General features: G+C 70.8%; 20 protein-coding genes. 12 read left to right on the forward strand and 8 right to left on the reverse strand.

Going from position 1 to position 20,528, the window contains the following annotated elements:
• Window positions 1-5 precede the first annotated feature (5 nt).
• The 3 genes from ACZ6Z4_RS24090 (at window position 6) to ACZ6Z4_RS24100 (ending at window position 4,787) form a co-directional block, all read left to right on the forward strand.
• Window positions 6-2,363, forward strand: a complete 2,358-nt coding sequence (locus ACZ6Z4_RS24090; RefSeq protein WP_465568658.1) for a tetratricopeptide repeat protein — start codon at window positions 6-8, stop codon at window positions 2,361-2,363.
• Window positions 2,364-2,419: 56 nt separating this feature from the next.
• Entirely contained in the window at window positions 2,420-2,929 is a 510-nt protein-coding gene (locus tag ACZ6Z4_RS24095) for a flavin reductase family protein (protein ID WP_465568661.1), read from the forward strand.
• 85 nt (window positions 2,930-3,014) lie between these two features.
• On the forward strand, window positions 3,015-4,787 hold the full coding sequence (locus ACZ6Z4_RS24100) for a VanW family protein (RefSeq protein ID WP_465568664.1): 1,773 nt from the start codon (window positions 3,015-3,017) through the stop codon (window positions 4,785-4,787).
• 32 nt (window positions 4,788-4,819) lie between these two features.
• On the opposite strand, the gene ACZ6Z4_RS24105 is transcribed toward ACZ6Z4_RS24100, so the two are convergent.
• Window positions 4,820-5,257, reverse strand: a complete 438-nt coding sequence (locus tag ACZ6Z4_RS24105) for a type II toxin-antitoxin system PemK/MazF family toxin (RefSeq protein ID WP_465568667.1) — start codon at window positions 5,255-5,257, stop codon at window positions 4,820-4,822.
• 107 nt (window positions 5,258-5,364) lie between these two features.
• On the opposite strand from ACZ6Z4_RS24105, the gene ACZ6Z4_RS24110 reads away from it, so the two are divergent.
• Window positions 5,365-6,735, forward strand: a complete 1,371-nt coding sequence (locus ACZ6Z4_RS24110) for an MFS transporter (protein WP_465568670.1) — start codon at window positions 5,365-5,367, stop codon at window positions 6,733-6,735.
• Here the strand turns inward: ACZ6Z4_RS24110 and ACZ6Z4_RS24115 are convergent.
• Entirely contained in the window at window positions 6,717-7,646 is a 930-nt protein-coding gene (locus ACZ6Z4_RS24115) for a GNAT family N-acetyltransferase (RefSeq protein WP_465568679.1), read from the reverse strand. The genes ACZ6Z4_RS24110 and ACZ6Z4_RS24115 overlap by 19 nt on opposite strands.
• A gap of 114 nt (window positions 7,647-7,760) precedes the next feature.
• Here ACZ6Z4_RS24115 and fdxA point away from each other — a divergent pair, with 114 nt between their 5' ends.
• A complete protein-coding gene (gene fdxA, locus ACZ6Z4_RS24120; protein WP_363665263.1) occupies window positions 7,761-8,087 on the forward strand; it encodes a ferredoxin in 327 nt (108 codons plus the stop codon).
• Window positions 8,088-8,166: 79 nt separating this feature from the next.
• Here the strand turns inward: fdxA and ACZ6Z4_RS24125 are convergent, their stop codons facing one another.
• Both ACZ6Z4_RS24125 and dapD read right to left on the reverse strand, forming a co-directional pair.
• Window positions 8,167-9,144 carry a VldE C-terminal domain-containing protein gene (locus ACZ6Z4_RS24125; protein ID WP_465568683.1) on the reverse strand — a complete coding sequence of 326 codons (978 nt, stop codon included), beginning with the start codon at window positions 9,142-9,144 and terminating at the stop codon, window positions 8,167-8,169.
• Between the two features lie 127 nt (window positions 9,145-9,271).
• Window positions 9,272-10,210 carry a 2,3,4,5-tetrahydropyridine-2,6-dicarboxylate N-succinyltransferase gene (gene dapD / locus ACZ6Z4_RS24130; protein ID WP_465568686.1) on the reverse strand — a complete coding sequence of 313 codons (939 nt, stop codon included), beginning with the start codon at window positions 10,208-10,210 and terminating at the stop codon, window positions 9,272-9,274.
• 61 nt (window positions 10,211-10,271) lie between these two features.
• On the opposite strand from dapD, the gene ACZ6Z4_RS24135 reads away from it, so the two are divergent.
• Window positions 10,272-11,183 (forward strand): phosphotransferase family protein, encoded by a 912-nt coding sequence (locus ACZ6Z4_RS24135; RefSeq protein ID WP_465568689.1) that lies wholly within the window; start codon window positions 10,272-10,274, stop codon window positions 11,181-11,183.
• A gap of 37 nt (window positions 11,184-11,220) precedes the next feature.
• Window positions 11,221-12,411, forward strand: coding sequence for an MFS transporter (locus ACZ6Z4_RS24140; RefSeq protein ID WP_465568694.1), 1,191 nt, complete (start codon window positions 11,221-11,223; stop codon window positions 12,409-12,411).
• On the opposite strand, the gene ACZ6Z4_RS24145 is transcribed toward ACZ6Z4_RS24140, so the two are convergent.
• From ACZ6Z4_RS24145 to ACZ6Z4_RS24155, 3 genes are read right to left on the reverse strand one after another with little or no spacing between them, the layout of a single operon-like run.
• Complete coding sequence (locus tag ACZ6Z4_RS24145; RefSeq protein WP_465568697.1) at window positions 12,398-13,399, reverse strand: LacI family DNA-binding transcriptional regulator; 1,002 nt, start codon at window positions 13,397-13,399, stop codon at window positions 12,398-12,400. The genes ACZ6Z4_RS24140 and ACZ6Z4_RS24145 overlap by 14 nt on opposite strands.
• A 50-nt stretch (window positions 13,400-13,449) precedes the next feature.
• Window positions 13,450-14,424: a ribokinase gene (locus tag ACZ6Z4_RS24150; protein WP_465568699.1), complete on the reverse strand. Its 975-nt coding sequence runs from the start codon at window positions 14,422-14,424 to the stop codon at window positions 13,450-13,452.
• Window positions 14,421-15,113, reverse strand: coding sequence for a KpsF/GutQ family sugar-phosphate isomerase (locus ACZ6Z4_RS24155; RefSeq protein ID WP_465568701.1), 693 nt, complete (start codon window positions 15,111-15,113; stop codon window positions 14,421-14,423). The genes ACZ6Z4_RS24150 and ACZ6Z4_RS24155 overlap by 4 nt, the downstream gene beginning before the upstream one ends.
• Before the next feature lie 225 nt (window positions 15,114-15,338).
• Here ACZ6Z4_RS24155 and ACZ6Z4_RS24160 point away from each other — a divergent pair, with 225 nt between their 5' ends.
• From ACZ6Z4_RS24160 to ACZ6Z4_RS24170, 3 genes are read left to right on the forward strand one after another with little or no spacing between them, the layout of a single operon-like run.
• Window positions 15,339-16,703 (forward strand): ABC transporter substrate-binding protein, encoded by a 1,365-nt coding sequence (locus tag ACZ6Z4_RS24160; RefSeq protein ID WP_465568704.1) that lies wholly within the window; start codon window positions 15,339-15,341, stop codon window positions 16,701-16,703.
• Window positions 16,703-17,659: a carbohydrate ABC transporter permease gene (locus tag ACZ6Z4_RS24165; protein WP_344180129.1), complete on the forward strand. Its 957-nt coding sequence runs from the start codon at window positions 16,703-16,705 to the stop codon at window positions 17,657-17,659. The genes ACZ6Z4_RS24160 and ACZ6Z4_RS24165 overlap by 1 nt, the downstream gene beginning before the upstream one ends.
• The gene (locus ACZ6Z4_RS24170; protein WP_465568707.1) at window positions 17,649-18,446 is read left to right on the forward strand and encodes a carbohydrate ABC transporter permease; all 798 of its coding nucleotides are present in this window, start codon (window positions 17,649-17,651) and stop codon (window positions 18,444-18,446) included. The genes ACZ6Z4_RS24165 and ACZ6Z4_RS24170 overlap by 11 nt, the downstream gene beginning before the upstream one ends.
• Here the strand turns inward: ACZ6Z4_RS24170 and ACZ6Z4_RS24175 are convergent, their stop codons facing one another.
• Window positions 18,447-19,112 carry a maleylpyruvate isomerase family mycothiol-dependent enzyme gene (locus tag ACZ6Z4_RS24175; protein WP_465568709.1) on the reverse strand — a complete coding sequence of 222 codons (666 nt, stop codon included), beginning with the start codon at window positions 19,110-19,112 and terminating at the stop codon, window positions 18,447-18,449.
• Window positions 19,113-19,205: 93 nt separating this feature from the next.
• Between ACZ6Z4_RS24175 and ACZ6Z4_RS24180 the strand changes: the two genes are divergently transcribed.
• A complete protein-coding gene (locus ACZ6Z4_RS24180) occupies window positions 19,206-19,835 on the forward strand; it encodes a CGNR zinc finger domain-containing protein (protein ID WP_465568712.1) in 630 nt (209 codons plus the stop codon).
• Window positions 19,832-20,527, forward strand: coding sequence for a VOC family protein (locus ACZ6Z4_RS24185; RefSeq protein ID WP_465568715.1), 696 nt, complete (start codon window positions 19,832-19,834; stop codon window positions 20,525-20,527). Before ACZ6Z4_RS24180 ends, ACZ6Z4_RS24185 begins: the two co-directional genes overlap by 4 nt.
• Window position 20,528: the final 1 nt, after the last annotated feature.

Raw genomic sequence — 20,528 nt, forward strand, 5'->3', positions numbered from 1 at the left:
GCGGCATGGCCGCCGCTCTCGCTGACCTGCTCAAGGCGTTCCGGCTCGCCGCGGAGCTGACCCAGGAGCAGTTGGCCGAACGCTCGGGGTTGAGCGTCGGCGCGGTCGCGACTCTGGAGAGAGGCCGCCGCAGGTACCCGCGGCCCACGACGCTCGACGCGCTCGCGACGGCGCTCGGCCTCTCGACCACCGAGTACGACGTACTCCGCACCGCTGCCGCCCGGCCGACAGGACAGACCGGTCCCGAGAGCCTCCCGCCCGACATCGAGGACTTCGTCGGCCGCGACGGCACCTTGGCCCAGCTGACAGATGTCCTTCTCGGCGCGGGCCGCGGGCTCGGCACTGTGGTCGCGGCCGTCTCCGGGATGGGCGGAGTCGGCAAGACGGCCCTGGCGGTGCGCGCCGCGCGCCGGTCGGCCGCGTCGTTCCCCGACGGCCAGATCTACCTGAACCTGCGGGCGCACGGCGGCGGTGAGCCGGTCAGCTCGCTGGAGGCCCTGACCCGCGTCCTGCGCGCGCTGGGCGCACCGGCCGCGCAGATCCCGGCCGACGTGAGCACGGCGTCGGCCCGATTCAGGTCGCTGGTCGCCGACCGGAAGGTCCTCCTCGTGCTCGACGACGCGGGGTCCACCGAGCAGATCGAGCCGCTGCTCCCCGGAGTCGGCGAGTCCGTCGTACTGGTCACCAGCCGGACCCGGCTGCTGACGCTGGCCGGAGCTCAGCAGGTCCACCTGGATCTGCTGGACGAGCAGGAGGCGCTCGACCTGCTCCAGCGGTCCGGCGGCGGGGCCGACGACCACGATCCGGAGTCCCGGCGCGAGCTGGTCCGGCTGTGCGGGCGACTGCCGCTGGCGCTGCGCATCGTCGGCAGCCAGCTCGGCACCGGCCGGCGGTCGATCGAGGCGATGACCGCGGCGCTGGGGGACGAGCGGGCCAAGCTCGACGTCCTCGACGACGCGGCGGACACCGGCGTCCGCGCGACGATCGGACTGTCGGTCGACGCGCTCCGCCAGGGCGCCCACCCGGTCGACCGGTACGCCGCCGACGCGCTGCCGTCGGTCGCCCTGATCGACGGCGAGGACTTCTCGCTCCGGCTCGCGGCAGCGGCTCTCGGCGTACCGGAGGACGACGCCGAGGCGGCCCTGGAGCACCTGGTCGACACGAATCTGCTGGAGACCCCCTCGCTGCACCGGTACCGGCTGCACGACCTGGTCCGGGCGGTCGGGCGGGACCTCGCCGCTGACGGCGACGCCGCGAGAGTGCGCCGCGCCGTCCTCGAGTGCTTCGTCGCGCTGGTCTGGCGGCTCGACGAGCAGGCGCCGACCCGCCGGACGATCGGTGCGAGCTGGGTCGATCCGAGCTGGTCCCGTCCCGCGGCCGGCCTCGACATCCCGGCCACCGCCGACGCGATCGACTTCGACCGCGCCGCCATGGTGCCCGCCGCGCGGACGGCGGCCGACGGTACCGCGGACGAGCGGCACCTCGTGGTCCGCCTCGCGATCGGCGTCGGCGTGTACGCCATGCACCGCAAGCGCTGGGCGGAGTGGCGCGACCTGCTGCGGCTCGGGATCGACCTGGTGGACGAGCAGGAGGAACCGGTCCTGGCAGCGCTGCTGCGCTTGGACCTGGGGCTCGTCTACGACGAGCTGAGCGACTTCGCCACCGGGGCGGCGCACCTGGAACGGGCCATCGCGCTCGGTCGGCGGCTGGACGCACGCCCGTTCGTGGTCCGGTGCCTGACCAACCTGGCCCACGCGTACGAGCAGTCGGGCGACCAGCTCGACCGGGCCCGTACCGTCGCCGAGCAGGCGCTCGAGATGGCCCAGGAAGACGGCAACATCGAGCAGCAGTCCTGGTGCCATCTGGTGCTCGGGATGATCGCCGGGCGGGCCGGTGACCTGGCAGCGCAACGAGCCGCGTTCGGGCCGGCGGTGGAGCTGTACCTGCAACGTCCCGGCATCCAGCCGTCCCAGGCAGCCATGCGCCACTACACCGTCGGCACCTCGTACCAGCAGGCCGGACAGTTCGCCGACGCCGAGGTCGCGCTGGAGCAGAGTCTGGCGCTGTACCGGGAGGTCGGCCGGACCAACGGCGCATGTGAGGCCCAGCAGCACCTCGGGGAGATCGCGGTCGAGCTCGGCCGGTACGACGAGGCGCTCGACCGGCTCACCGACGCCCTCCGGATGGCGACCGAGAACGAGTTGTGGCACAGCGAAGCGGCGATCCGGGCCGGTCTGGGCCGCGCGTACCGCGCACTGGGACGCGATTCCGAGGCGCGGACGGAGCTGCTGGCCGCGCGGAAGCTGTACACGGCGCACGGTGTCGCCATACCCCCGGAGGTCACCGAGCAGCTCGACGCGTGACCGTCGCCACACACCACGCTGCGACGTCAGGGATCAACGGGACTTAGGCTGCTGGAGTGACCCCGGACTCCAGTGGCAGCATCGCGCCTGCGGACTTCCGTACGGCGATGAGCCGGTTCGCGTCGGGGATCACGATCATGAGCACGTTGCAGGGTGGGGTCGCGCATGCGATGACGGCGAGTGCGTTCACCTCGGTGTCGCTGGAGCCCGCGCTGGTGCTGGTGTGTGTGGACAAGGGTGTGCGGATGCACGACGCGGTGCTGTCCAGTGGGGACTGGGCGGTGTCGGTGCTGGCTGCTGGTGACGAGGCGGTCGCGGAGCGTTTCGCGCGGTCGGGGCGGGATCTTTACAGCCAGTTCGACGGGGTGCCGACGGTGCCGGGGCCGAAGACCGGGTGCCCGTTGATCGCGGGGGCGCCGGCCTGGATCGAGTGCCGGACCTGGGCGACGTACGAGGGTGGTGACCACACGATCGTGGTGGGTGAGGTGCTCAGTCTGGGGGCCGCGGATGACCCCAGCGCCCTGATCTACTACGCGGGGCAGTACCGGGACCTCACCGGCCGCTGACGGCAGATCGACGGCCGGAGCGGTGGGCCCGGTCGCGTAGGATGTGCCGTCTGTCATCTGGTGTCGAGCAGGAGGACTCTGTCCGGTGGGGAGAAACAAGCTCGCGGTCATCATCGCCGCGGCGGGGTTCGGAGTGCTCGTCGTCGGGTACGGCGTGGCGTTCGCGCTGACCGGCGACAAGGTACCGGGGGACACGACAGTGCTGGGCATCGACCTCGGCGGACTGTCCGAGGACGACGCGAAGGCCAAGCTGCAGGCGGGTCTGGAGGACCGGCTCGCGCTGCCGATCAAGCTGAAGGCCGGCGAGTCGACGTACCAGGTGAAGCCGGCCGACGCCGGGCTCAGCCTCGACGTGGACGCGACCGTCGCCGACGCCGGTGCGGGCCGCAGCCTGAACCCGGCCCGGATGTGGCAGGCGCTCACCGGCGGTGACGAGGTCGCACCCGTCGTCGCCCAGGACGAGGGCAAGCTGAAGGCCGCCGTCGAGAAGCTCGCGCAGCAGGTCAACCGGCCCGCCACCGAGGGCACCATCACGTTCCCGAACGCCAAGGCCGTCCAGCACGCGCCGGCCGACGGGCTGCAGCTCGACAACGACAAGGCCGCCGAGACCGTGGTGTCCGGCTTCCCCTCCGACGGGAACCCCAAGGACCTGCCGGTCGGCGTCACCAAGCCGCAGGCCGGCACCGACGCGATCAGCAAGGCGATGACCGAGTACGCCGAGCCCGCGATGTCCGGCCCGGTCCGGCTGACCGTCGGCGACAAGGGCGTCAACCTGACCCCGCAGGAGCTGGCCCCGGCGCTGAAACTGGTCGCCAAGGACGGCAAGTTCACCCCGAGCCTGGACGCGAAGAAGCTGGAGCCGCTGTTCAAGAAGCGGTTCAAGGGCCTGGAGACGCTGCCCAAGGACGCCACCATCCAGATTGTCGGCGGCCGCCCGCAGGTGGTGCCCGCCGTCGACGGCGAGGTGGTCGCCCGGGACAAGGTGATCCCGGCGATCCTGTCGGTGCTGCCGAAGGCCGAGGGCGAGCGCAAGGTGTCGGTCGGGCTGGCCAAGTCGAAGGCCGAGCTGACCACCGAGGCCGCCGGCGCGCTGAACATCAAGGAGAAGATGGGGACGTTCACCACCCGCTTCCCGCACGCCGAGTACCGCAACGTGAACATCGGCACCGCCGCCCGCAAGATCAACGGCACGCTGCTGAAGCCGAACGAGACGTTCAGCCTGAACAAGATCGTCGGCGAGCGGACCAAGGAGAACGGCTTCACCGAGGGCAACATCATCAACGGCGGCAAGTTCGTGCTCGACCTCGGCGGCGGTGTCTCGCAGTCGGCGACCACGACCTTCAACGCGGCCTTCTTCGCCGGGCTCAAGGACGTCGAGCACAAGGCGCACAGCGTCTACATCAACCGCTACCCGGTCGGCCGCGAGGCGACCGTGGCCTGGCCGTCGGTGGACCTGAAGTTCCAGAACGACTCCGGCAACGGCGTCTTCGTGCAGACCATCTTCTCCGCCTCGACGCCCGGCAAGCAGGGCAGCCTGACGGTGACGATCTGGGGCACCAAGGTCTGGGACGTCACCGCCGGGCAGTCGGAGAAGTACAACTTCCGCTCCCCGGGCCTGGTCTACAGCCAGGAGGCCGGCTGCCGCGCGCAGGCGCCGACCGGTGGGTTCGACATCAAGATCTACCGGTACTTCGCGAAGAACGGCGCCCGGGTGAAGACGGAGTCGTTCACCACGAACTACAACGCCGCCGACGACATCCGCTGCGGGCCCAAGCCGGGTACGCCGCCGAACACGCCGGACACCCCGCCCACTCCGGGCGAAGGCAAGCCGACCGGCAGCACCCGCCCACCGAGCTGAAAATGAAAGGGCCGCCTGAGGGCGGCCCTTTTTCATGCTCTGTGTAGTTGGTGCAGCTGTCCAGCGACCTGGTTGAACAAGTCCTCCCCGATCACCGCACCCTCGCGCCGCACCTGCCCCGGCTCGATCCGCAGCACCCGATCCAGCCTGACCTCGCTGTTGCGCCCTTCCTTGTCCCACGGCCCGCTACCGATGTCGAGCCACACCCGCCCCCACCGCGCCTCGTCGGCGGCATCACGGTCGTGGTCCTTGCTGGTCAGGATCAGCGCCAGCAGGTACGCCCCGTCCGACCCGACGACCAGCACCGGCCGGTCCTTGCCGCGGTGGTGGTCCTCCTCGAACGGCACCCAGGTCCAGACGATCTCGCCCGGGTCCGCCACCCCGTCGTCCGGGTGCGGCGTGTACTCGACCCGCACCGTCGCCTCGTAGTCCCCCGGGTACTCCGGCCGCTCGGCCACGTGGTCCGCCATGCGCCGACCCTAGTACGCCGACCAGCCCGATCCCGCCGACCCGCGCCGCCCGCGCCCCACGCCGCGCCCACCCTCACACTCCGCCCGCCGCCACCGTTCCACCGGACGTGACCACGCGGACCACCACCCCCAGCCGCGGCGCGATGCTCGCCGTCCTGCTCACCGGCCAGTTCATGGCGAACGTCGACACCGCCGTCGCCAACATCGCCGCCCCCGCCCTCCAGTCCGCCCTGCACGCCACGGAAGGCCAGGCGGCGCTCGTCGTCTCGGCGTACGTCGTCGCCTTCGCGGTCCTGCTCGTCACCGGCGCCCGCCTCGGCTCCTCGCTCGGCTACCGCCGCGTCTTCCTCACCGGCCTGCAGCTGTTCACCCTCGCCTCCCTGGCCTGCGGCCTCGCCCCCGACATCCGCACCCTCACCGCCGCCCGCTTCCTCCAGGGCGCCGGCGCCGCGCTGATGGTCCCGCAGGTCCTCAGCGGCATCCAGCTCTCGTACGCCGGTCGCGACCGCGTCAAAGCCCTCGGCTGGTTCAGCATCGCCCTGTCCGGTGGCGCCGTCGCCGGACAGGTCCTCGGCGGCGTCCTGATCTCGGCGGACCTGTTCGGCACCAGCTGGCGCCCGATCTTCCTGGTCAACGTCCCGATCGGCATCGCCCTGACCGTCGCCGGCCTGCGCCACCTCGACCCGGCCCGCGGCACCAAGCAGCCGCTGGACGCCAGGGGAGTCCTCACCCTGTCCGCCACGGTCCTCCTGGTGATCGTCCCGCTCCTCCTGGGCTCCGAGCGCGGCTGGCCGGCCTGGTCCTGGATCAGCCTGGCCCTCAGCCTCCCCACCCTCGCCCTCTTCGAGTACGGCGAACGCCGCGCTGCCGCGTCCGGCGGCCGCCCGCTGATCGCCCGCCAGGTCCTCCGCAACCGCCGCGTCCGCGCCGGTCTGCTGGCCCACGGCGCCACCACCGGCTCGTACTTCGCCCTGCTCTTCGTGCTCGCCCTCTACCTCCAGCAGGGCCTCGGCAAGAGCCCGGCGTACTCGGGCCTGGCCATGGTCGTCTGGGTCGCCGCCTTCGGCCTGGCAGGCCCGCTGCTCCCCAGACTCCCCGACAGCATCCGCTGGCTCCCAGTCCTGGGCTGCGCGATCCTCGGCACCGGCTACCTGGCAGTCCTCGCCTACCTGCTCGCAGGCGGTACCTCAGGCCCGCTCCTCTTCGCTCTACTCGGCGTAGGCGGCCTCGGCCTGGGCATCAGCGCCAACACGCTCATCGGCGGCATCACCGGCAGCATGCCCACCCAGTACGCCGCCGACCTCTCCGGCGTCGTCGCCACCAACGCCCAGCTCTCCGGAGCCTTCGGCGTCGCCCTGGCCGGCGCCGTGTACTCCAGCCTGAGCACTGACCCCCAGCACGCGCTCAGCGTCGTACTAGTCGGCTTCGCCGCCCTGAGCCTGGTCGGAGCGCTGGCTGCTCACCGGCTGGTCAGGTAGCGGTAGCGGTACGCCTCGACGTACCCAACAGCCTGGTAGGTCGCGAGGGCCCCAGCGTTCTGCTCTTCGACCTCCAGGTACGTCCGGCGCCCGCCCAGCGGCCCTGCCCAGCGCGCCAGCCCCTGCAGGACCGCCGTGGCCAGCCCACGCCTCCGGTACGCCGGGTCGACGCGCACAGCGTCCATGGCCAGCCAGTGCCCTGTCATGGAGCCTCGCCCGACCGCCACCACCTGCCCGTCCAGCTCCACCGAGGCAAAGGCGGTCCGGGGCGCTCCCTCCATGACTGCGGGGGCCACAGCAGGTACCGGCCCTTCGAAGGCCGCGTCGTACCAGCGAGCGTCCGGTCGGTCCGACACCAGCACCTCGTACGCCGGTGCAGCGTTCACGTGGTCCAGCGTCGTGTGCAGCACCAGCGTGTCCGAGTCCGCCGGCCGCGCGTCCGTCCAGCCGTGCTCGTGGAACGCCTCCTGCTCCGGCGACCCGATCCGGACCAGCGCCAGCGGCGGCAGCCCGCGCTCCTGGTAGAAGGCCTCCGCCTGCTTCGCAGCGTCACTGAACGGCAACCCGGGGTCACCGGCGGGGAGCACCGAGTTCGCCCGGCCGGTCCAGCCTCTCGACGCCCGCAGCAGCCACTCGCCAACGTACTGGGTCTCCACCGCCGGCCGGCCGAGCGCCGTGGTCAGGAACAGTTGCTCCACGTCCACCCGGCGCAGCGGCATCGGCGGGACCGGCTTGGCCGCCACCACTGCCGACAGCTCGATCCGGTACGGCGTACTGTCGGCGTGACGGACCTCCAGGGTCTGCTCGCCGTACGACTGCAGCACCCCGATCACGTCGGTCGCCTGACCGCCGCCGAGCCGGTGGCGGACCACGACACGGTGGCCGATATCACGGGTGCTGACGCCTGACACGATGCGGACTCCTGGCAGAGTGGACCTGGCTATAGCCTGATACTAGAGAACCGAGCACTACCGCACCGCAGCATTTCCCGACCGCTGCGCCTGCTGGCCATAGGAGGAGTACCAGTGACTTACGTCATCGCGCAGCCGTGTGTTGACCTCAAGGACCTCGCGTGTGTCGAGGAGTGCCCGGTCGACTGCATCTACGAGGGCAACCGGATGCTCTACATCCACCCCGACGAGTGCGTCGACTGCGGAGCGTGCGAGCCGGTCTGCCCGGTCGAGGCGATCTACTACGAGGACGACACGCCGGACCAGTGGAAGGACTACTACACGGCGAACGTCGACTTCTTCAACGACCTGGGTTCGCCCGGTGGCGCGTCGAAGATGGGCAAGATCGACAAGGACCACCCGTTCATCGCGGCGCTGCCCCCGCAGGAGCACGACGAGTGAGCTGAGTTCCCGAAGACTGCGGTGCACCGGCTCGGTGCACCGCAGTTTTTGCGTCTACTGGTCGACGACGTCACTGCACCTATTGGTCGACTACGTCGACGTGGACATGGTCGAGGTGCCGCAGGGTGTCCCGGTTCCCCGGCCGCTCCGGCGCCTGGTAGTCGCGCCACCCGCTGTCCGACCGCCCGCCCGCGGTCCAGATCTTGTCGCTGAAGATGACGGTCTTGATCTTCAGCCGGTCCGCGTGCGCCACCAGGTACTGCGCGAGCGCCCAGCCGCGGGTCGTGTTCGCGGCCGAGATCGGCTTGACGAAGACGTCGACCGCGCGGCCGTCGTAGTGCGCCGAACCCTCCATGTGCCCCGACCGGACGCCGCCCTCGGCGTACCCGCCGGTGGAGAGCTTGCCGAACGTCTTCGCCAGATCCTGCCGGACCGCCTCCGCGCGCGGCGTCAGCCCGTTCTGGCCGATCGTCTCGGCGGGACCGCTCGGGTTGTCGACCGTGCAGCTGAACGCGCCCTTGGTCTGCCCGGTCAGCGCCGAGGCCAGCACCCGCGCGTCGCCCTCGTGGTCGGCGTACGCGTTCGGGAAGGCGCTGCGCTGCACCCGGTCGGCCGCGACCGTCACCGCGAGCGACTGGTAGTTCTTGATCTTCACCAGCGCGTCGTAGAACTTCCACGCCGCGTAGTGCGGGTCCTGGACCTGCGCGGCGGTGCCCCAGCCCATCGACGGCCGCTGCTGGAACAGGCCGAGCGAGTCCCGGTCGCCGTGCGCGAGGTTGCGCAGACCGGACTCCTGGTACGCCGTCGCGAGCGCGATCGTGGCGGCCCGGGGCGGCAGCCCCCGCCGTACGGCGACGCCCGCGATCACCGCGGCGGACTCGGCCTGGTCGAGGTCGAGCGTCACGGTGGTGCCGTTGACGGTCGCCTCGCACTGCTCGCGCGGCGGGATCAGCGGCCCGATGCCCTGGCCGCCGACCCACGCGATCGCGCCGCCGACGGCCAGCGCGAGCGCGCCGATCGCGCCGACGGCCACGATCACTCCACGATTCACCGGCATACCGCTCCCAACGTGCGGGGACCGGCGGCGGGTTCCGGATGACTGGTCACGAACTGGTTGACGTGCAAGGGCCCCGGCAGGTTCGCGGCAGCGACGCCTGCCGGGGGAAAATCGTCAGAAAGTATGATCACGCGTTGGCGTGCAGGGCCTCGTTGAGCGTGATGCCCTCGCCCTTGCGCGGCCGCGCCTCGACCGCGCCGGTGACCGAGTTGCGCAGGTAGAGCAGCCCTGGCTGGCCGGACAGCTCGCGCGCCTTCACCACGGTGCCGTCCGGGAGCGTGACCTTGGTGCCGGCGGTCACGTAGAGCCCGGCCTCGACCACGCAGTCGTCGCCGAGCGAGATGCCGATGCCGCCGTTCGCGCCGAGCAGGCAGCGCTTGCCGATCTCGATCACCTGCTTGCCGCCGCCGGACAGCGTGCCCATGATCGACGCGCCGGCGCCGATGTCGCTGCCGTCGTCGACCACGACCCCGGCCACGATCCGGCCCTCGACCATCGACGTGCCGAGGGTGCCCGCGTTGAAGTTCACGAAGCCCTCGTGCATCACGGTGGTGCCCTCGGCCAGGTGCGCGCCGAGGCGGACCCGGTCGGCGTCGCCGATCCGGACCCCGGACGGGACGACGTAGTCGGTCATCCGGGGGAACTTGTCGACACTGGTCACCGACAGATGCAGGCCCGCGGCCCGCGCGCGCAGCCGGACCTGCTCGACCTGGTCGACCGGGACCGGGCCGTGCGACGTCCAGGCGTTGTTCGGCAGGGCGGCGAAGATGCCGTCCAGGTTGACGCCGTGCGGGCGGACCAGACGGTGCGACAGCAGATGCAGCCGCAGGTAGGCGTCCGCCGTACCGGACGGGGCGTCGGCCAGGGCGATCTCGGCCTTCACCACCTCGCGGCGGACCTGGCGCAGGTCGTCGTTGCCCTCGGCAGCGATCAGCTCGGCCGGCGCCTTCACGTCCGCCGGCGCGGTGCCCAGCTCGGGCGCCGGGTACCAGACGTCGAGCACCGAGCCCGACTCGGTGACGGTGGCGAGGCCGAAGCCCCAGGCGTGCGCGGCAGTCTCAGTCATGCCGCAAGCCTGCCAGACAAGGGCTATCGGTTCTAATTGGTGCGCACAGTGCGGACAGCGCGTGCTCTACTGGCTGAGCGTGAAGGGGGTGTACGGCGTGCTGCCGGAGTGGATCGAGGCCGTCGAGCCGGCGGTGCTGAAGGCGACCGGGGCGCCGGCGCCCGGCGACCTGGGCGAGGAGCAGCTGCGGCGCTGGGGGTCGTCGGAGGTCTGGCGGCTGTCGTACGGGCTGCGCAGCGTGATCGTGAAGCGGGGGAGCGACACGCAGAGCACCGAGGGTACGGCGTACGAGCGGTACGTCCGGCCGCTGCGGCTGCCCGCGCCGGAGCTGTTCGAGCTGGTGCACCTGGACGGCGCGGTGCTGCTGGTGATGGAGGACGTCGGCCGCGTCACGCTCGAGCAGGAGCCGAGCCTGGAGGGTTTCCTGGCGGCGGTCGACCTGCTGGCGGAGATCCGCTCCGTTCCGGTGGACGGGGCAAGCGAGTTCGACGCCGATCGGCTGTCGGACCTGGCGGCGCGCGTCGCGGAAGGTCGCCCCGAGCCGGCCTCCGGCCTCGTCGAGCGCGTCGAGACCCGCCTGCGTCCCGCGGTCGCCGACCTGCACCGAACGGTCCGCCCGCGGGTGGTCCACGGCGACTACGTCGGCAAGAACCTGGTCACCGACGGCCGCCGCTGGACACCGGTCGACTGGCCGCTCACCTACCTCGCCCCGCAGCTCCCCGACCTCTACACCCTGACCCGCGAAGCCGTTGCCCTAGGCCACGACCGCGACCACCTCGTCACCCGGTACTGCGAAGCCGCCGGCACCGACCGCGCCCTGGTCGAGCGCCAAACCCTGATCGGCGGCTGCGGCTTCACCCTGCGCGCCCTCGCCTGGGTGATCGAGGAAGGCGTCCACACCGTCCCGTCCTCGAAGGACTGGATCCCCCCGCTCCTCGACGAGCTCAACGGCCTCCTGGAGCAGCTGCCCTGACCTTCATGTATCTTGATGTCGAGATACTTGGAGGAAGATGCCCGGCTTCAGTCTCTGGCGGATCGCGGTGCCGGCGTTCGGGCCGACTGTTCTGAATGCGGTCGGTCAGGGCGCGGTTCTGCCCGTGGTCGCGCTGTCGGCGTTGCAGCTCGGTGCCTCCGTCGGGTTTGCTGCGTTTCTCGTCGGGGTGCTGGGGATCGGGCAGTTCGCCGGGTCGCTGCCTGCGGGAGCGCTCGTCGTACGGATCGGTGAGCGGCGGGCGCTGCTGGTCGCGGCGGTGGTGAGTGCGGTCGCGTGGTGTGCCGCGATGGTCGTCCGTACGCCCTGGCTGCTCGGGATCAGCCTCCTCGTCGCCGGGCTCGCGGGAGCTGTCTTCAGCCTCGCGCGGCAGTCGTACGTGACCGAGGTCGTGCCTGTCGAGCTGCGCGCCCGCGCGCTGTCGACGCTCGGGGGAGTGAGCCGGATCGGGCTCTTCATCGGCCCGTTCCTCGGCGCGTTCGCGGGGCACCACTGGGGCATGTCCGGCGCGTACGGCGTCGGCGTGGCCGGTTCGGTCGGCGCGATCGTCGTGCTGCTCACCGCCGGCGAGCCCCAGGGCGCGCACGAACCGATCCAGGTCGAGCGGCTGCCGCTGAAGCGCGTGCTGTGGGATCACCGCCGCACGTTCCTCACCCTCGGCACCGGCGTCTTCGTGATCGCCGTCGCCCGTGCCGCCCGGACCAGCCTGATCCCCTTGTGGGGTGAGCATCTGGGCCTGTCCGCGACCGACACCTCGATCGTCTTCGGCATCACCAACGGCATCGAGATGCTGCTGTTCTACCCGGCCGGCCTGGTGATGGACCGCCTCGGCCGGGTCTGGATCGCCGTCCCGGCGACGGTCCTGCTCGGGATCGGGATGCTCACCCTCCCGCTGTCGACCGCCTTCGCGAGCGTGCTCGCGGTCGGCGTACTGATGGCTGTCGGCAACGGTCTCGGCTCCGGCATCGTGAAGACCCTCGGCGCCGACGCCGCACCACCAGGCCATCGGGCGCAGTTCCTCGCGGGCTGGACGTTCTGCGCCGAGTTCGGCTCGGTGATCGGGCCGGTGCTGATCGGCGCGATCACGCTCGCGTTCCCGCTGGCCGCCGCGTCCCTGACTTTGGGTGCGCTCACCCTCGCCGGCTCGACCTGGCTCGCCAAGTGGGTCCCCGCGTTCGACCCCAGGCGACGGGTGACTACTTCTTCTTAGGCGCCGACGTCGCGCGGATGTGCAGCTCGGTCCGCAGCGTGACGGTCGACGGCGGACGACCGGGCGCCGCGATCCGGTCTTTCAGCAGCGACCCCGCCGTCCGGCCCAGCTCGTACGTCGGCTGCGCGACCGTGGTCAGGCTCGGCACCACCAGGTCCGCCCAGGGGATGTCGTCGAAGCCGACGATCGCGATGTCGTCGGGCGCCCGGACACCCTTCTTGGCCAGGCACTCCAGCGCACCGACGGTCATCAGGTTGTTGGCGACGAACAGCGCCTCGGGCGGTCCGGGCAGCTCCAGCAGGCTCTCCATCGCGGCGTACCCGCCGGCTTCGCGGAAGTCGGCGTGCCGGACCAGGTCCTTGTCGAAGCGGATGCCGCCCGCGCGCAGCGCCGCGCGGTACCCGGCGAGCCGGTCCATCGCCGTACTGACGCGGCGCGGGCCGGTGATGCAGGCGATCCGCGAGTAGCCGCCGTCGATCAGGTGCTTCACGCCCTCGGCGGCGCCGTGCTCGTTGTCGACCAGGACGGTGTCGGCCTCGACGCCCTCGACCCGGCGGTCGATCAGCACCATCGGGGTCTTGGCGTCGGCGAGCTGCTGGACGCCCTCGGCGGTCGAGGTCGGCGAGATCACGACACCGGCCATCTGCTCGGTGAGCACCGCACCGGCGTACGCGGCCTCCTTGGCCGGGTCCTCGTCGGAGTTGCAGAGCACGACGTGGTAGCCCTCGGTCTGCGCGACGTCCTCGAGCCCGCGCACCAGCGAGGTGAAGAACGGGTTCTCGATGTCGGAGATCACCACGGCCCACAGGTTCGTGCTGGCCCGGCGCAGGTTCCGGGCGACACCGTTCGGCCGGTAGCCGAGCTCGGCGACCGCGGCCCGGACCTTCTCCGACAGCTCCGGGTCGACGTTGCGCCGCCCGCTCAGCACCCGCGAGACGGTCGCCGGAGACACGCCCGATCTACGCGCGACGTCGTAGATCGTCGTCATGCTCACTCCCCGCCGTTCAACCCGCAGCCGCCTGGACGGCATCTAGAGTCTCACGACTGAGGTGGAGCAGCAGCGAACGACGAGTTTTCAACGATGGTGGTGTCCAGCAAGGCTCGTGCGGACGCGCGCGAAGGAGCCGACGCGGCGGCTCCGTTGACCGTCGTCGACAGCGCGCCACAAGCGTTCGCGAGCTGTACGGCGTCCACGAGCGCGGCACCCTCGGCCAGCGACGCGGCGAGCGAACCGCAGAACGCGTCCCCGGCCCCGACCGTGTCGACGGTGTCCACCCGGTACGCCGGAACCCGCTGCTCGATCCCCGCCGTACGGTCCAGCACGTAGGCGCCGCGCGACCCGAGCGTCACCACGCAGCCGCGCAGCTCCCACTCGTCGGCGAGCTTGCGCGCGATCACCGGGACCTGCGACTCGTCGTCGCAGTCCAGCCCGGTCAGCGCCGCGGCCTCCACCTCGTTCGGGACCAGGATGTCGACGTACGCCGCGAGCGACGGGTCGACCGGCCCGACCGGTGCCGGGGTCAGGATCGTCGTGACCCCCGCGGCCGAGGCGAGCCGGAGGGCAGCGCGACTCGCCTCGACCGGGAGCTCTAGCTGGACGCTCAGGACGCGGCTGCCGGTCAGTACGTCGGCCGCGACCTCGATGTCGTCCGGGGTGATCGCCGCGTTGGCGCGGGAGACGATGATGATCGAGTTGCTGCCGTCGGGCAGCACCAGTGGCAGCCCGACGCCGGTGCCGAGCGACGGGTGCCGGATCACCCAGTCGGTGTCGACGTCGTCGGTCTTGAGCAGCTCCAGGAACTCCTCGCCGTACCGGTCGTCGCCGATGGTGCCGACGATCGCCGTCCGGGCGCCCATCCGGGCCGCGGCGATCGCCTGGTTCACCCCCTTGCCGCCGAGGAACTCCGCGAACCCGGTGCCGTGCAGGGTCTCGCCGGGCAGCGGCCGGCGCTCGGCGCTGGCGACCAGGTCCTTCATGAACGACCCGAGCACGCAGACGTCGTACCGGCTCATGCCTCACCACCGAGCAGCCGGCGCCCGAGCGCACCGGACGGGTGGAAGCGGGCGAAGTCGTGGTGGGTGAACTCGCGCAGTACGACGAGCGCGCAGGCGAGCGCGTCGCCCATCACCAGCGCGGCGGTGGTGGAGGCGGTCGGGGCGAGGTTCAGCGGGTCGGCCTCGCGCAGGACCATCGTGTCCAGCGTGTACGTCGACAGGGTGGCCAGCGTCGACTCCTCGTTGCCGGTCATCGCGATCACCGGGATCTGCCGGTCGGCGAGCATCCGTGCGAACGCGCAGACCTCGGCGGTCTCGCCGGAGGCGGACAGGGCGAGGACCAGGTCGCGGCCGGTGACCGCGCCGGAGTCGCCGTGCAGTGCGTCGCCGGAGTGGATGAAGGTGGCCGGCGTACCGGTGGAGGCGAGCGTCGCCGCGATCTTGCGGCCGACCAGGCCGGACTTGCCGAGACCGGTGACGACCAGATGCCCTTCGCAGGTGGCGACCGCGGTCAGGACGTCGAGGAACACGCCGTCCAGCCGGTCCGCCAGCGCGGACACGGCGGCCGCCTCGGTCTCGATCGCGCTCCGCGCCGCCGCCAGCCCGCGGGTGACCAGGTCACGGGGGAGCTCGGCGTCCGCCGGCGCCGGGGCGTCGGTGGTGAGCGGTGGCCGTGCGGCGGTGGGGCGGTCCGCACGGTTCGGCACTACAGGCATCCTCGACCCGCTTTCCGGTGGTGTCTCAGAAATCGATTTCCGAAGCGTAGGCAGCGGGTCGAGCAGGTGTCAACGCTTGCAACCTGTGCAAAACAAGGCCAACCGCCATGTCCGGTCAAAGTCGTGGCGGTTACGCCCTTGACCGTTCCGGTCACCCCTCGTAGATTGCGAGAAATCGATTGCCCGATCCGGTGCGCTAGCCCCCTGGAGCCCCTGATGTCCGCAACCTCCCTCCCGCAAAGGCCGCTGAGCCGGCGTTCCGTGCTGCGTGGTGGTCTCGGCGCCCTGGCCGCGACGGCCGTCGGCGGCCCTCTGCTGACCGCGTGCGGAGGTGACGGCGGTAGCGGTGGTGACGGCAAGGAGATGTCGTTCTGGAACTTCTACGGTCCCTCCGACGACGGCGGCCCGCAGAGCAAGTGGTTCGTCGACCTGGCCGAGAAGTGGAACGCCAACAACGACGTCAAGGTCAAGCTGCGCTACATCCCCGGCAAGGACTACCTGAACGGGACCACGCTGCAGACCGCGTTCCAGTCGGGCGAGGGTCCGGACATCTTCCTGATCAGCCCCGGCGACTTCCTGCGCTACTACAACGGCGGCGTCCTGCAGGACCTCGGCTCGGCGCTGCCCGACGACGCGAAGGCCGACTACCTGCCCGGCCTGCTCGAGGCGCGCTCGGTCGACGGCAAGGTCTACGGCCTGCCGATGGAGATCGAGCCGCTGGCCATGTACTACAGCGAGGCCGCGTTCACCAAGGCCGGCCTGTCCGAGGCGGACCTGCCGAAGACCTGGGACCAGACGCTGGCCGTCGCGGAGAAGCTGACCGGCAAGGACCGGTACGGCGTGATGTTCGAGACGCTGCCCGGCTACTACCAGAACTTCACCTGGTACCCGTTCCTCTGGCAGGGCGACGGGACGCCGATCAAGGACGGCAAGGTCGCCTTCGACTCGCCGGCCGCCGTCCAGGCCCTGGGTTTCTGGAAGGACACCATCCAGGCCAAGGTCGCGCCGCGCAAGGCGCTCGGCGACGGCGGCGGCGACGTGGTCTCCAACCTCGGGTCGGGTGCGGTCGCGCTGCAGCAGAGCGGGATCTGGGCCGTCGCCGACATGAAGGGCAAGGCCGCGAAGTTCAAGTACGGCATCATCCCGCTGCCGATCCCCGACGGCGGCAAGCCCGCGACCGACCTCGGCGGCTGGGCCTTCGTGGCCAACTCCAAGGGCAAGAACCCCGAGGCCGCGGCCAAGTTCATCGCCTGGGCGCTCGGCTCGACCGACGCCGAAGGGGTCGAGCGGCAGCGGCAGTGGAACACCGTCGTGAAGACCAATGTGCCGCCACGCAAGTCGGTGCAGGCCGCCGCGGACGCCAAGGGAGCCTTCGAGCAGGGCGTGCTGAAGCAGTTCGTCGACCTGATCGCGCCGACCGGGCAGCCCGAGCCGCGGTTCCCACCGGAGGTGTACCAGCCGATCGCCGACGCGATCCAGGCCTGCCAGCTGAACGGGTCCGACCCGGCGAAGGCGGCGGCTGACGCGGCGGAGCGGATCGACACGTTCCTGAAGACCTACCAGGGCGCGCCCATCAGCTGATGACCACGACGACAGCGCCCCCGTCCAAGCCGTCGGTACGCCGTACGGCGGCCACGCCCAAACCCGGGATGACCCGCAAACGGCGCGAAGCGCTGGCGGCGTACGCGTTCCTCGCGCCGGACCTGCTCGGGCTGCTCGCGTTCGTCGCGGTGCCGATGGTGCTCGCCCTCGGCGTCGCGTTCTTCAAGGTCGACGGCTTCGGCAACTACCAGTACGTCGGCCTGGCCAACTACAAGCTGATGGGCAGCGACGACCAGCTCTGGGCGTCGCTGAAGATCACCGCGATCTACGTGGTCAGCTTCGTCCCGATCGCGTTCGTGATCAGCTTCGGGCTGGCGATGCTGGTCCGCAACCACTTCCGCGGCATCGGCTGGGTGCGCTCGGCGTTCTTCCTGCCGCACGTGGTCAGCCTGGTCGTGGTCGGCCTGATCTGGCAGTTCCTGCTGGTCGACAAGCGCGGCGCGGTCTCCAAGCTGCTGGCGCCGTTCGGGCTCGGCGACGTGTCCTTCCTCGGGACGCCGTCACTTGCCCTGGGCACCTATGTGGTGATCAGCGTCTGGTTCGTGATGGGCTACCAGATGCTGGTGCTGCTGGCCGGGCTGAAGGACGTACCGAAGGAGCTCGAGGACGCCGCCCAGATCGACGGCGCCTCGGCCTGGCAGCGGTTCCGGTTCGTGATCTGGCCGCTGATGCGGCCGACCAGCTTCTTCGTCGTGGTGAACTCGACGATCGGCGCGGTCACCGGTCTGCAGGCCTTCGACCTGGTCTTCGTGCTCACCAAGGGCGGCCCGGCGCGGGCGACCAGCACGGTCGTGCTCTACATCTACGAGCAGGCCTTCACCTTCAACAACCTCGGGTACGCCGCCGCGCTGACCACCGTGGTGGTCGCGATCCTGGTGCTCTGCACCGGGCTGATGTTCGCCTTCACGAAGGGAGGCCGCTTCGATGAGGACTAAGGTCTTTCCTGTCCTGGCCCACGTGCTGGCGCTGATCGCCGTGGCGCCGTTGCTGTGGGTGCTGCTCAGCGTGCTCAAGCCGGCCGAGGACGTGTTCTCGTTCGGCTGGCCGTCGACCTGGACGCTGGACAACCTGCAGTACGTGCTGCTGAAGTTCCCGCTGCCGCGGTTCCTGCTGAACTCCGCGATCGTGTCGGTCGCGGTCACCGTGATCGCGCTGTTCTTCCACTCGATGGCGGCGTACGCGCTGGCCCGGCTGCGGTTCCCGGGCCGGGCGCTGATCTTCTCCGGGATCATGTCGACGCTGCTGGTCTCGCTGCCGGTGATCCTGGTGCCGCTGTTCCTGGTCGCCAAGCAGTTCGGGCTGCTGGACAGCTACGCCGGGCTGATCGTGCCGAGCATCTTCCACGCCTTCGGCATCTTCCTGCTGCGGCAGTACTACCTGAACATCCCGCGCGAGCTGGAGGAGGCCGCCGATCTGGACGGCTGCGGGTACTGGCGGCGGTACTGGAGCGTCATCCTGCCGCTGAGCCGGCCGGTGCTGGCGTCGCTGTCGGTGCTGTTCTTCCTGGCCAACTGGAACGCGTTCCTGTGGCCGCTGACGATCACCCGGAACCCTGATCTGCGGGTCGTGCAGCTCGGGATCTCGGGGTTGCAGGGGCAGTACGCGTCGGCGTGGAACCTGATCCTGGCCGCCGCGGTGATCGCGGCGATCCCGACCGTCGTGGTCTTCGTCGCGGGCCAGAAGCGGCTGGTGGACGCGATGAAGACCACGGGGCTGAAGTAGTTACGGCCAGGGGAGGAGCTCGGGGAGGTCGCCGGTCAGTTCGCGTCGGGGCGGGCGGCCGGCGAACCACGCGGTCAGGTCGGTGAGGTTGCCCTCGACAACCACCTGGTCGCCTTCGCCTTCGGAGCAGCTCCCGGTCGGCCACTGCAGGACCAGTTGGGTGCCCGCGGGGACGCGTGGGCGCAGGAAGTCGAGCAGGTGCAGGCAGAAGTCCTCGGGCCAGTCATCCGTGGTCGCGTGGGTGAGGCCGAGGTCCGCGGTGTGGATGGTCAGCTCGCGCCAGCCGGTGTAGACGGTGTCCGCCAGCGTCCCGTTCCGGTGCGTCACCGGGCGCGACCAGTCCTCGACCTGCCCCCACGCGCTGACCAGGGCTGCCGTGGCCCGCGCGATCTCCCGCTTGAGTACGTCAACCGGCTCCGTCGATCTGCTCTCGATCGCGGCGACCCGGGCCGGCATGCCGCCGTCGTAGAACTCGACCAGCCGTCCGGCGTTCGCCTCGGTCACCTGCCGGGTCATCGCGTCGCTGAAGCCCACGAGGTGCGCCATCACGTGCGCCCGCGACCAGCCGGGCAGCATCGACGGCTCGCGCGCGGCCGCCTCGTCGACTCCCGCGACGACCTCGATCAAGCGCTGCGCGGCAGCGGCCGGCACCTCGGGCTTCAGCATGGCTCTCCTTAACGGCAGTTCTTCGATCTGGCGTTAGGACCTTAAGGCATGGGCACTTACGCCAGCAATCGGAGATCCCATTAGACTCCTCAGGTGCTCGCACTGGAACTGGCCACCACCATCCGCCACGACGGCCACGGCGGCCTGCTGGATCTCCTCGGTACGCCGGAGGGCGTCGAGGAGTGGTTGGAGCGCACCGAGCCCCTGGTCACCGAACTCCTCGGCACCCCGTCGGCCCAGGTTTCTCTCCCCATAGGTCCCGCCTTGGCGCCGGCCGTCGCCGGGCCTGCGCTGGCCGACCTGCGCGTCGTCGTACGGAATCTCTTCGCCCGTGCCGTCCGCCCGGCGTCACCCACCCGGGTCGAGCTCGCCGTCCCCCTCGAACCCTCCGTCGCCCTCCGCCGCCTGAACCGCGCGGCCGAGTACCTCGGCACGCCTCGCCTGGCCTGGGAAGACGACGGCGACCTGCCGACGATCACCTGGGCAGCCCGCAGCACCGACCCGCTGCGCCTGCTGAGCGGCGCCATCGCCCGCTCGACGATCGACTTCCTCACCAGCCCGGACGTCGCCCGCCTCCGCGCCTGCCCGGCCGCGCGCTGCGTCCGGTACTTCCTGCAGACCGACCCGCGCCAGACCTGGTGCTCGCCGTCGTGCGGGAACCGCGAGCGCGTCAGCCGCCACTACCGCAAACAGTCGGCGGACCCCTCTAGCCTGGCGGAATGAGTCTTGCCCGCTTCAAGGATCTCTGCGTCGACGTCACCGACGTCGGCCCGATGGTCGACTTCTGGGGGACCGTCCTCGGCCTGACAGCCCCGGCCGATGCTGCGGCCGACGGGCCGGTCCCGCTGCGCGGCGACCAGTCGGCGCAGACGGTTTGGATCAACAAGGTTCCCGAGCCGCGGTCGGTGAAGCAGCGGGTGCACCTCGACGTGCACGCCTCGGGGATCGGCGACCTGGAGAAGCTCGGCGCGGCCGTGCAGTCGCCGATCGACCACGAGCAGAGCTGGGCGGTGATGGAGGATCCGGAGGGCGGTGAGTTCTGTGGGTTCCCGCGCGACAGCGTGCCGGCGTACCGGTTGATGGAGGTGGTGGTCGACTCCGCCGACCCCGAGCGGCAGGCGCGCTGGTGGCACCAGGTGCTTGGCGGCGACCTGCAGTTGGGTGAGGGGAAGCCGTACAGCTGGCTGGAGAACGTGCCGGGGCTGCCGTTCGACTACTTCGTGTTCATCTCGGTGCCGGAGCCGAAGACGGTGAAGAACCGCGTGCACTGGGACGTCGACGCCGACGCCCTCGAACCGCTGCTGGCCGCGGGTGCGACACTGCTGCGGCCCCAGGACGGCGACATCGACTGGAACATCTGCGCCGATCCCGAGGGCAACGAGTTCTGCGTCTTCCTGCCGACCCCGAAGGACTGAG

The sequence above is a fragment of the Kribbella sp. NPDC104740 genome (assembly GCF_055583505.1).

Coding starts and splice junctions, on each gene's coding strand:
- ACZ6Z4_RS24140 (WP_465568694.1), top strand. CDS start 11,221: ATGCCCGGCTTCAGTCTCTGGCGGATCGCGGTGCCGGCGTTCGGGCCG.
- ACZ6Z4_RS24165 (WP_344180129.1), top strand. CDS start 16,703: ATGACCACGACGACAGCGCCCCCGTCCAAGCCGTCGGTACGCCGTACG.
- ACZ6Z4_RS24125 (WP_465568683.1), bottom strand. CDS start 9,144: ATGCCGGTGAATCGTGGAGTGATCGTGGCCGTCGGCGCGATCGGCGCG.
- dapD (WP_465568686.1), bottom strand. CDS start 10,210: ATGACTGAGACTGCCGCGCACGCCTGGGGCTTCGGCCTCGCCACCGTC.
- ACZ6Z4_RS24175 (WP_465568709.1), bottom strand. CDS start 19,112: ATGCTGAAGCCCGAGGTGCCGGCCGCTGCCGCGCAGCGCTTGATCGAG.
- ACZ6Z4_RS24090 (WP_465568658.1), top strand. CDS start 6: ATGGCCGCCGCTCTCGCTGACCTGCTCAAGGCGTTCCGGCTCGCCGCG.
- ACZ6Z4_RS24145 (WP_465568697.1), bottom strand. CDS start 13,399: ATGACGACGATCTACGACGTCGCGCGTAGATCGGGCGTGTCTCCGGCG.
- ACZ6Z4_RS24160 (WP_465568704.1), top strand. CDS start 15,339: ATGTCCGCAACCTCCCTCCCGCAAAGGCCGCTGAGCCGGCGTTCCGTG.
- ACZ6Z4_RS24185 (WP_465568715.1), top strand. CDS start 19,832: ATGAGTCTTGCCCGCTTCAAGGATCTCTGCGTCGACGTCACCGACGTC.
- ACZ6Z4_RS24170 (WP_465568707.1), top strand. CDS start 17,649: ATGAGGACTAAGGTCTTTCCTGTCCTGGCCCACGTGCTGGCGCTGATC.
- ACZ6Z4_RS24105 (WP_465568667.1), bottom strand. CDS start 5,257: ATGGCGGACCACGTGGCCGAGCGGCCGGAGTACCCGGGGGACTACGAG.
- ACZ6Z4_RS24150 (WP_465568699.1), bottom strand. CDS start 14,424: ATGAGCCGGTACGACGTCTGCGTGCTCGGGTCGTTCATGAAGGACCTG.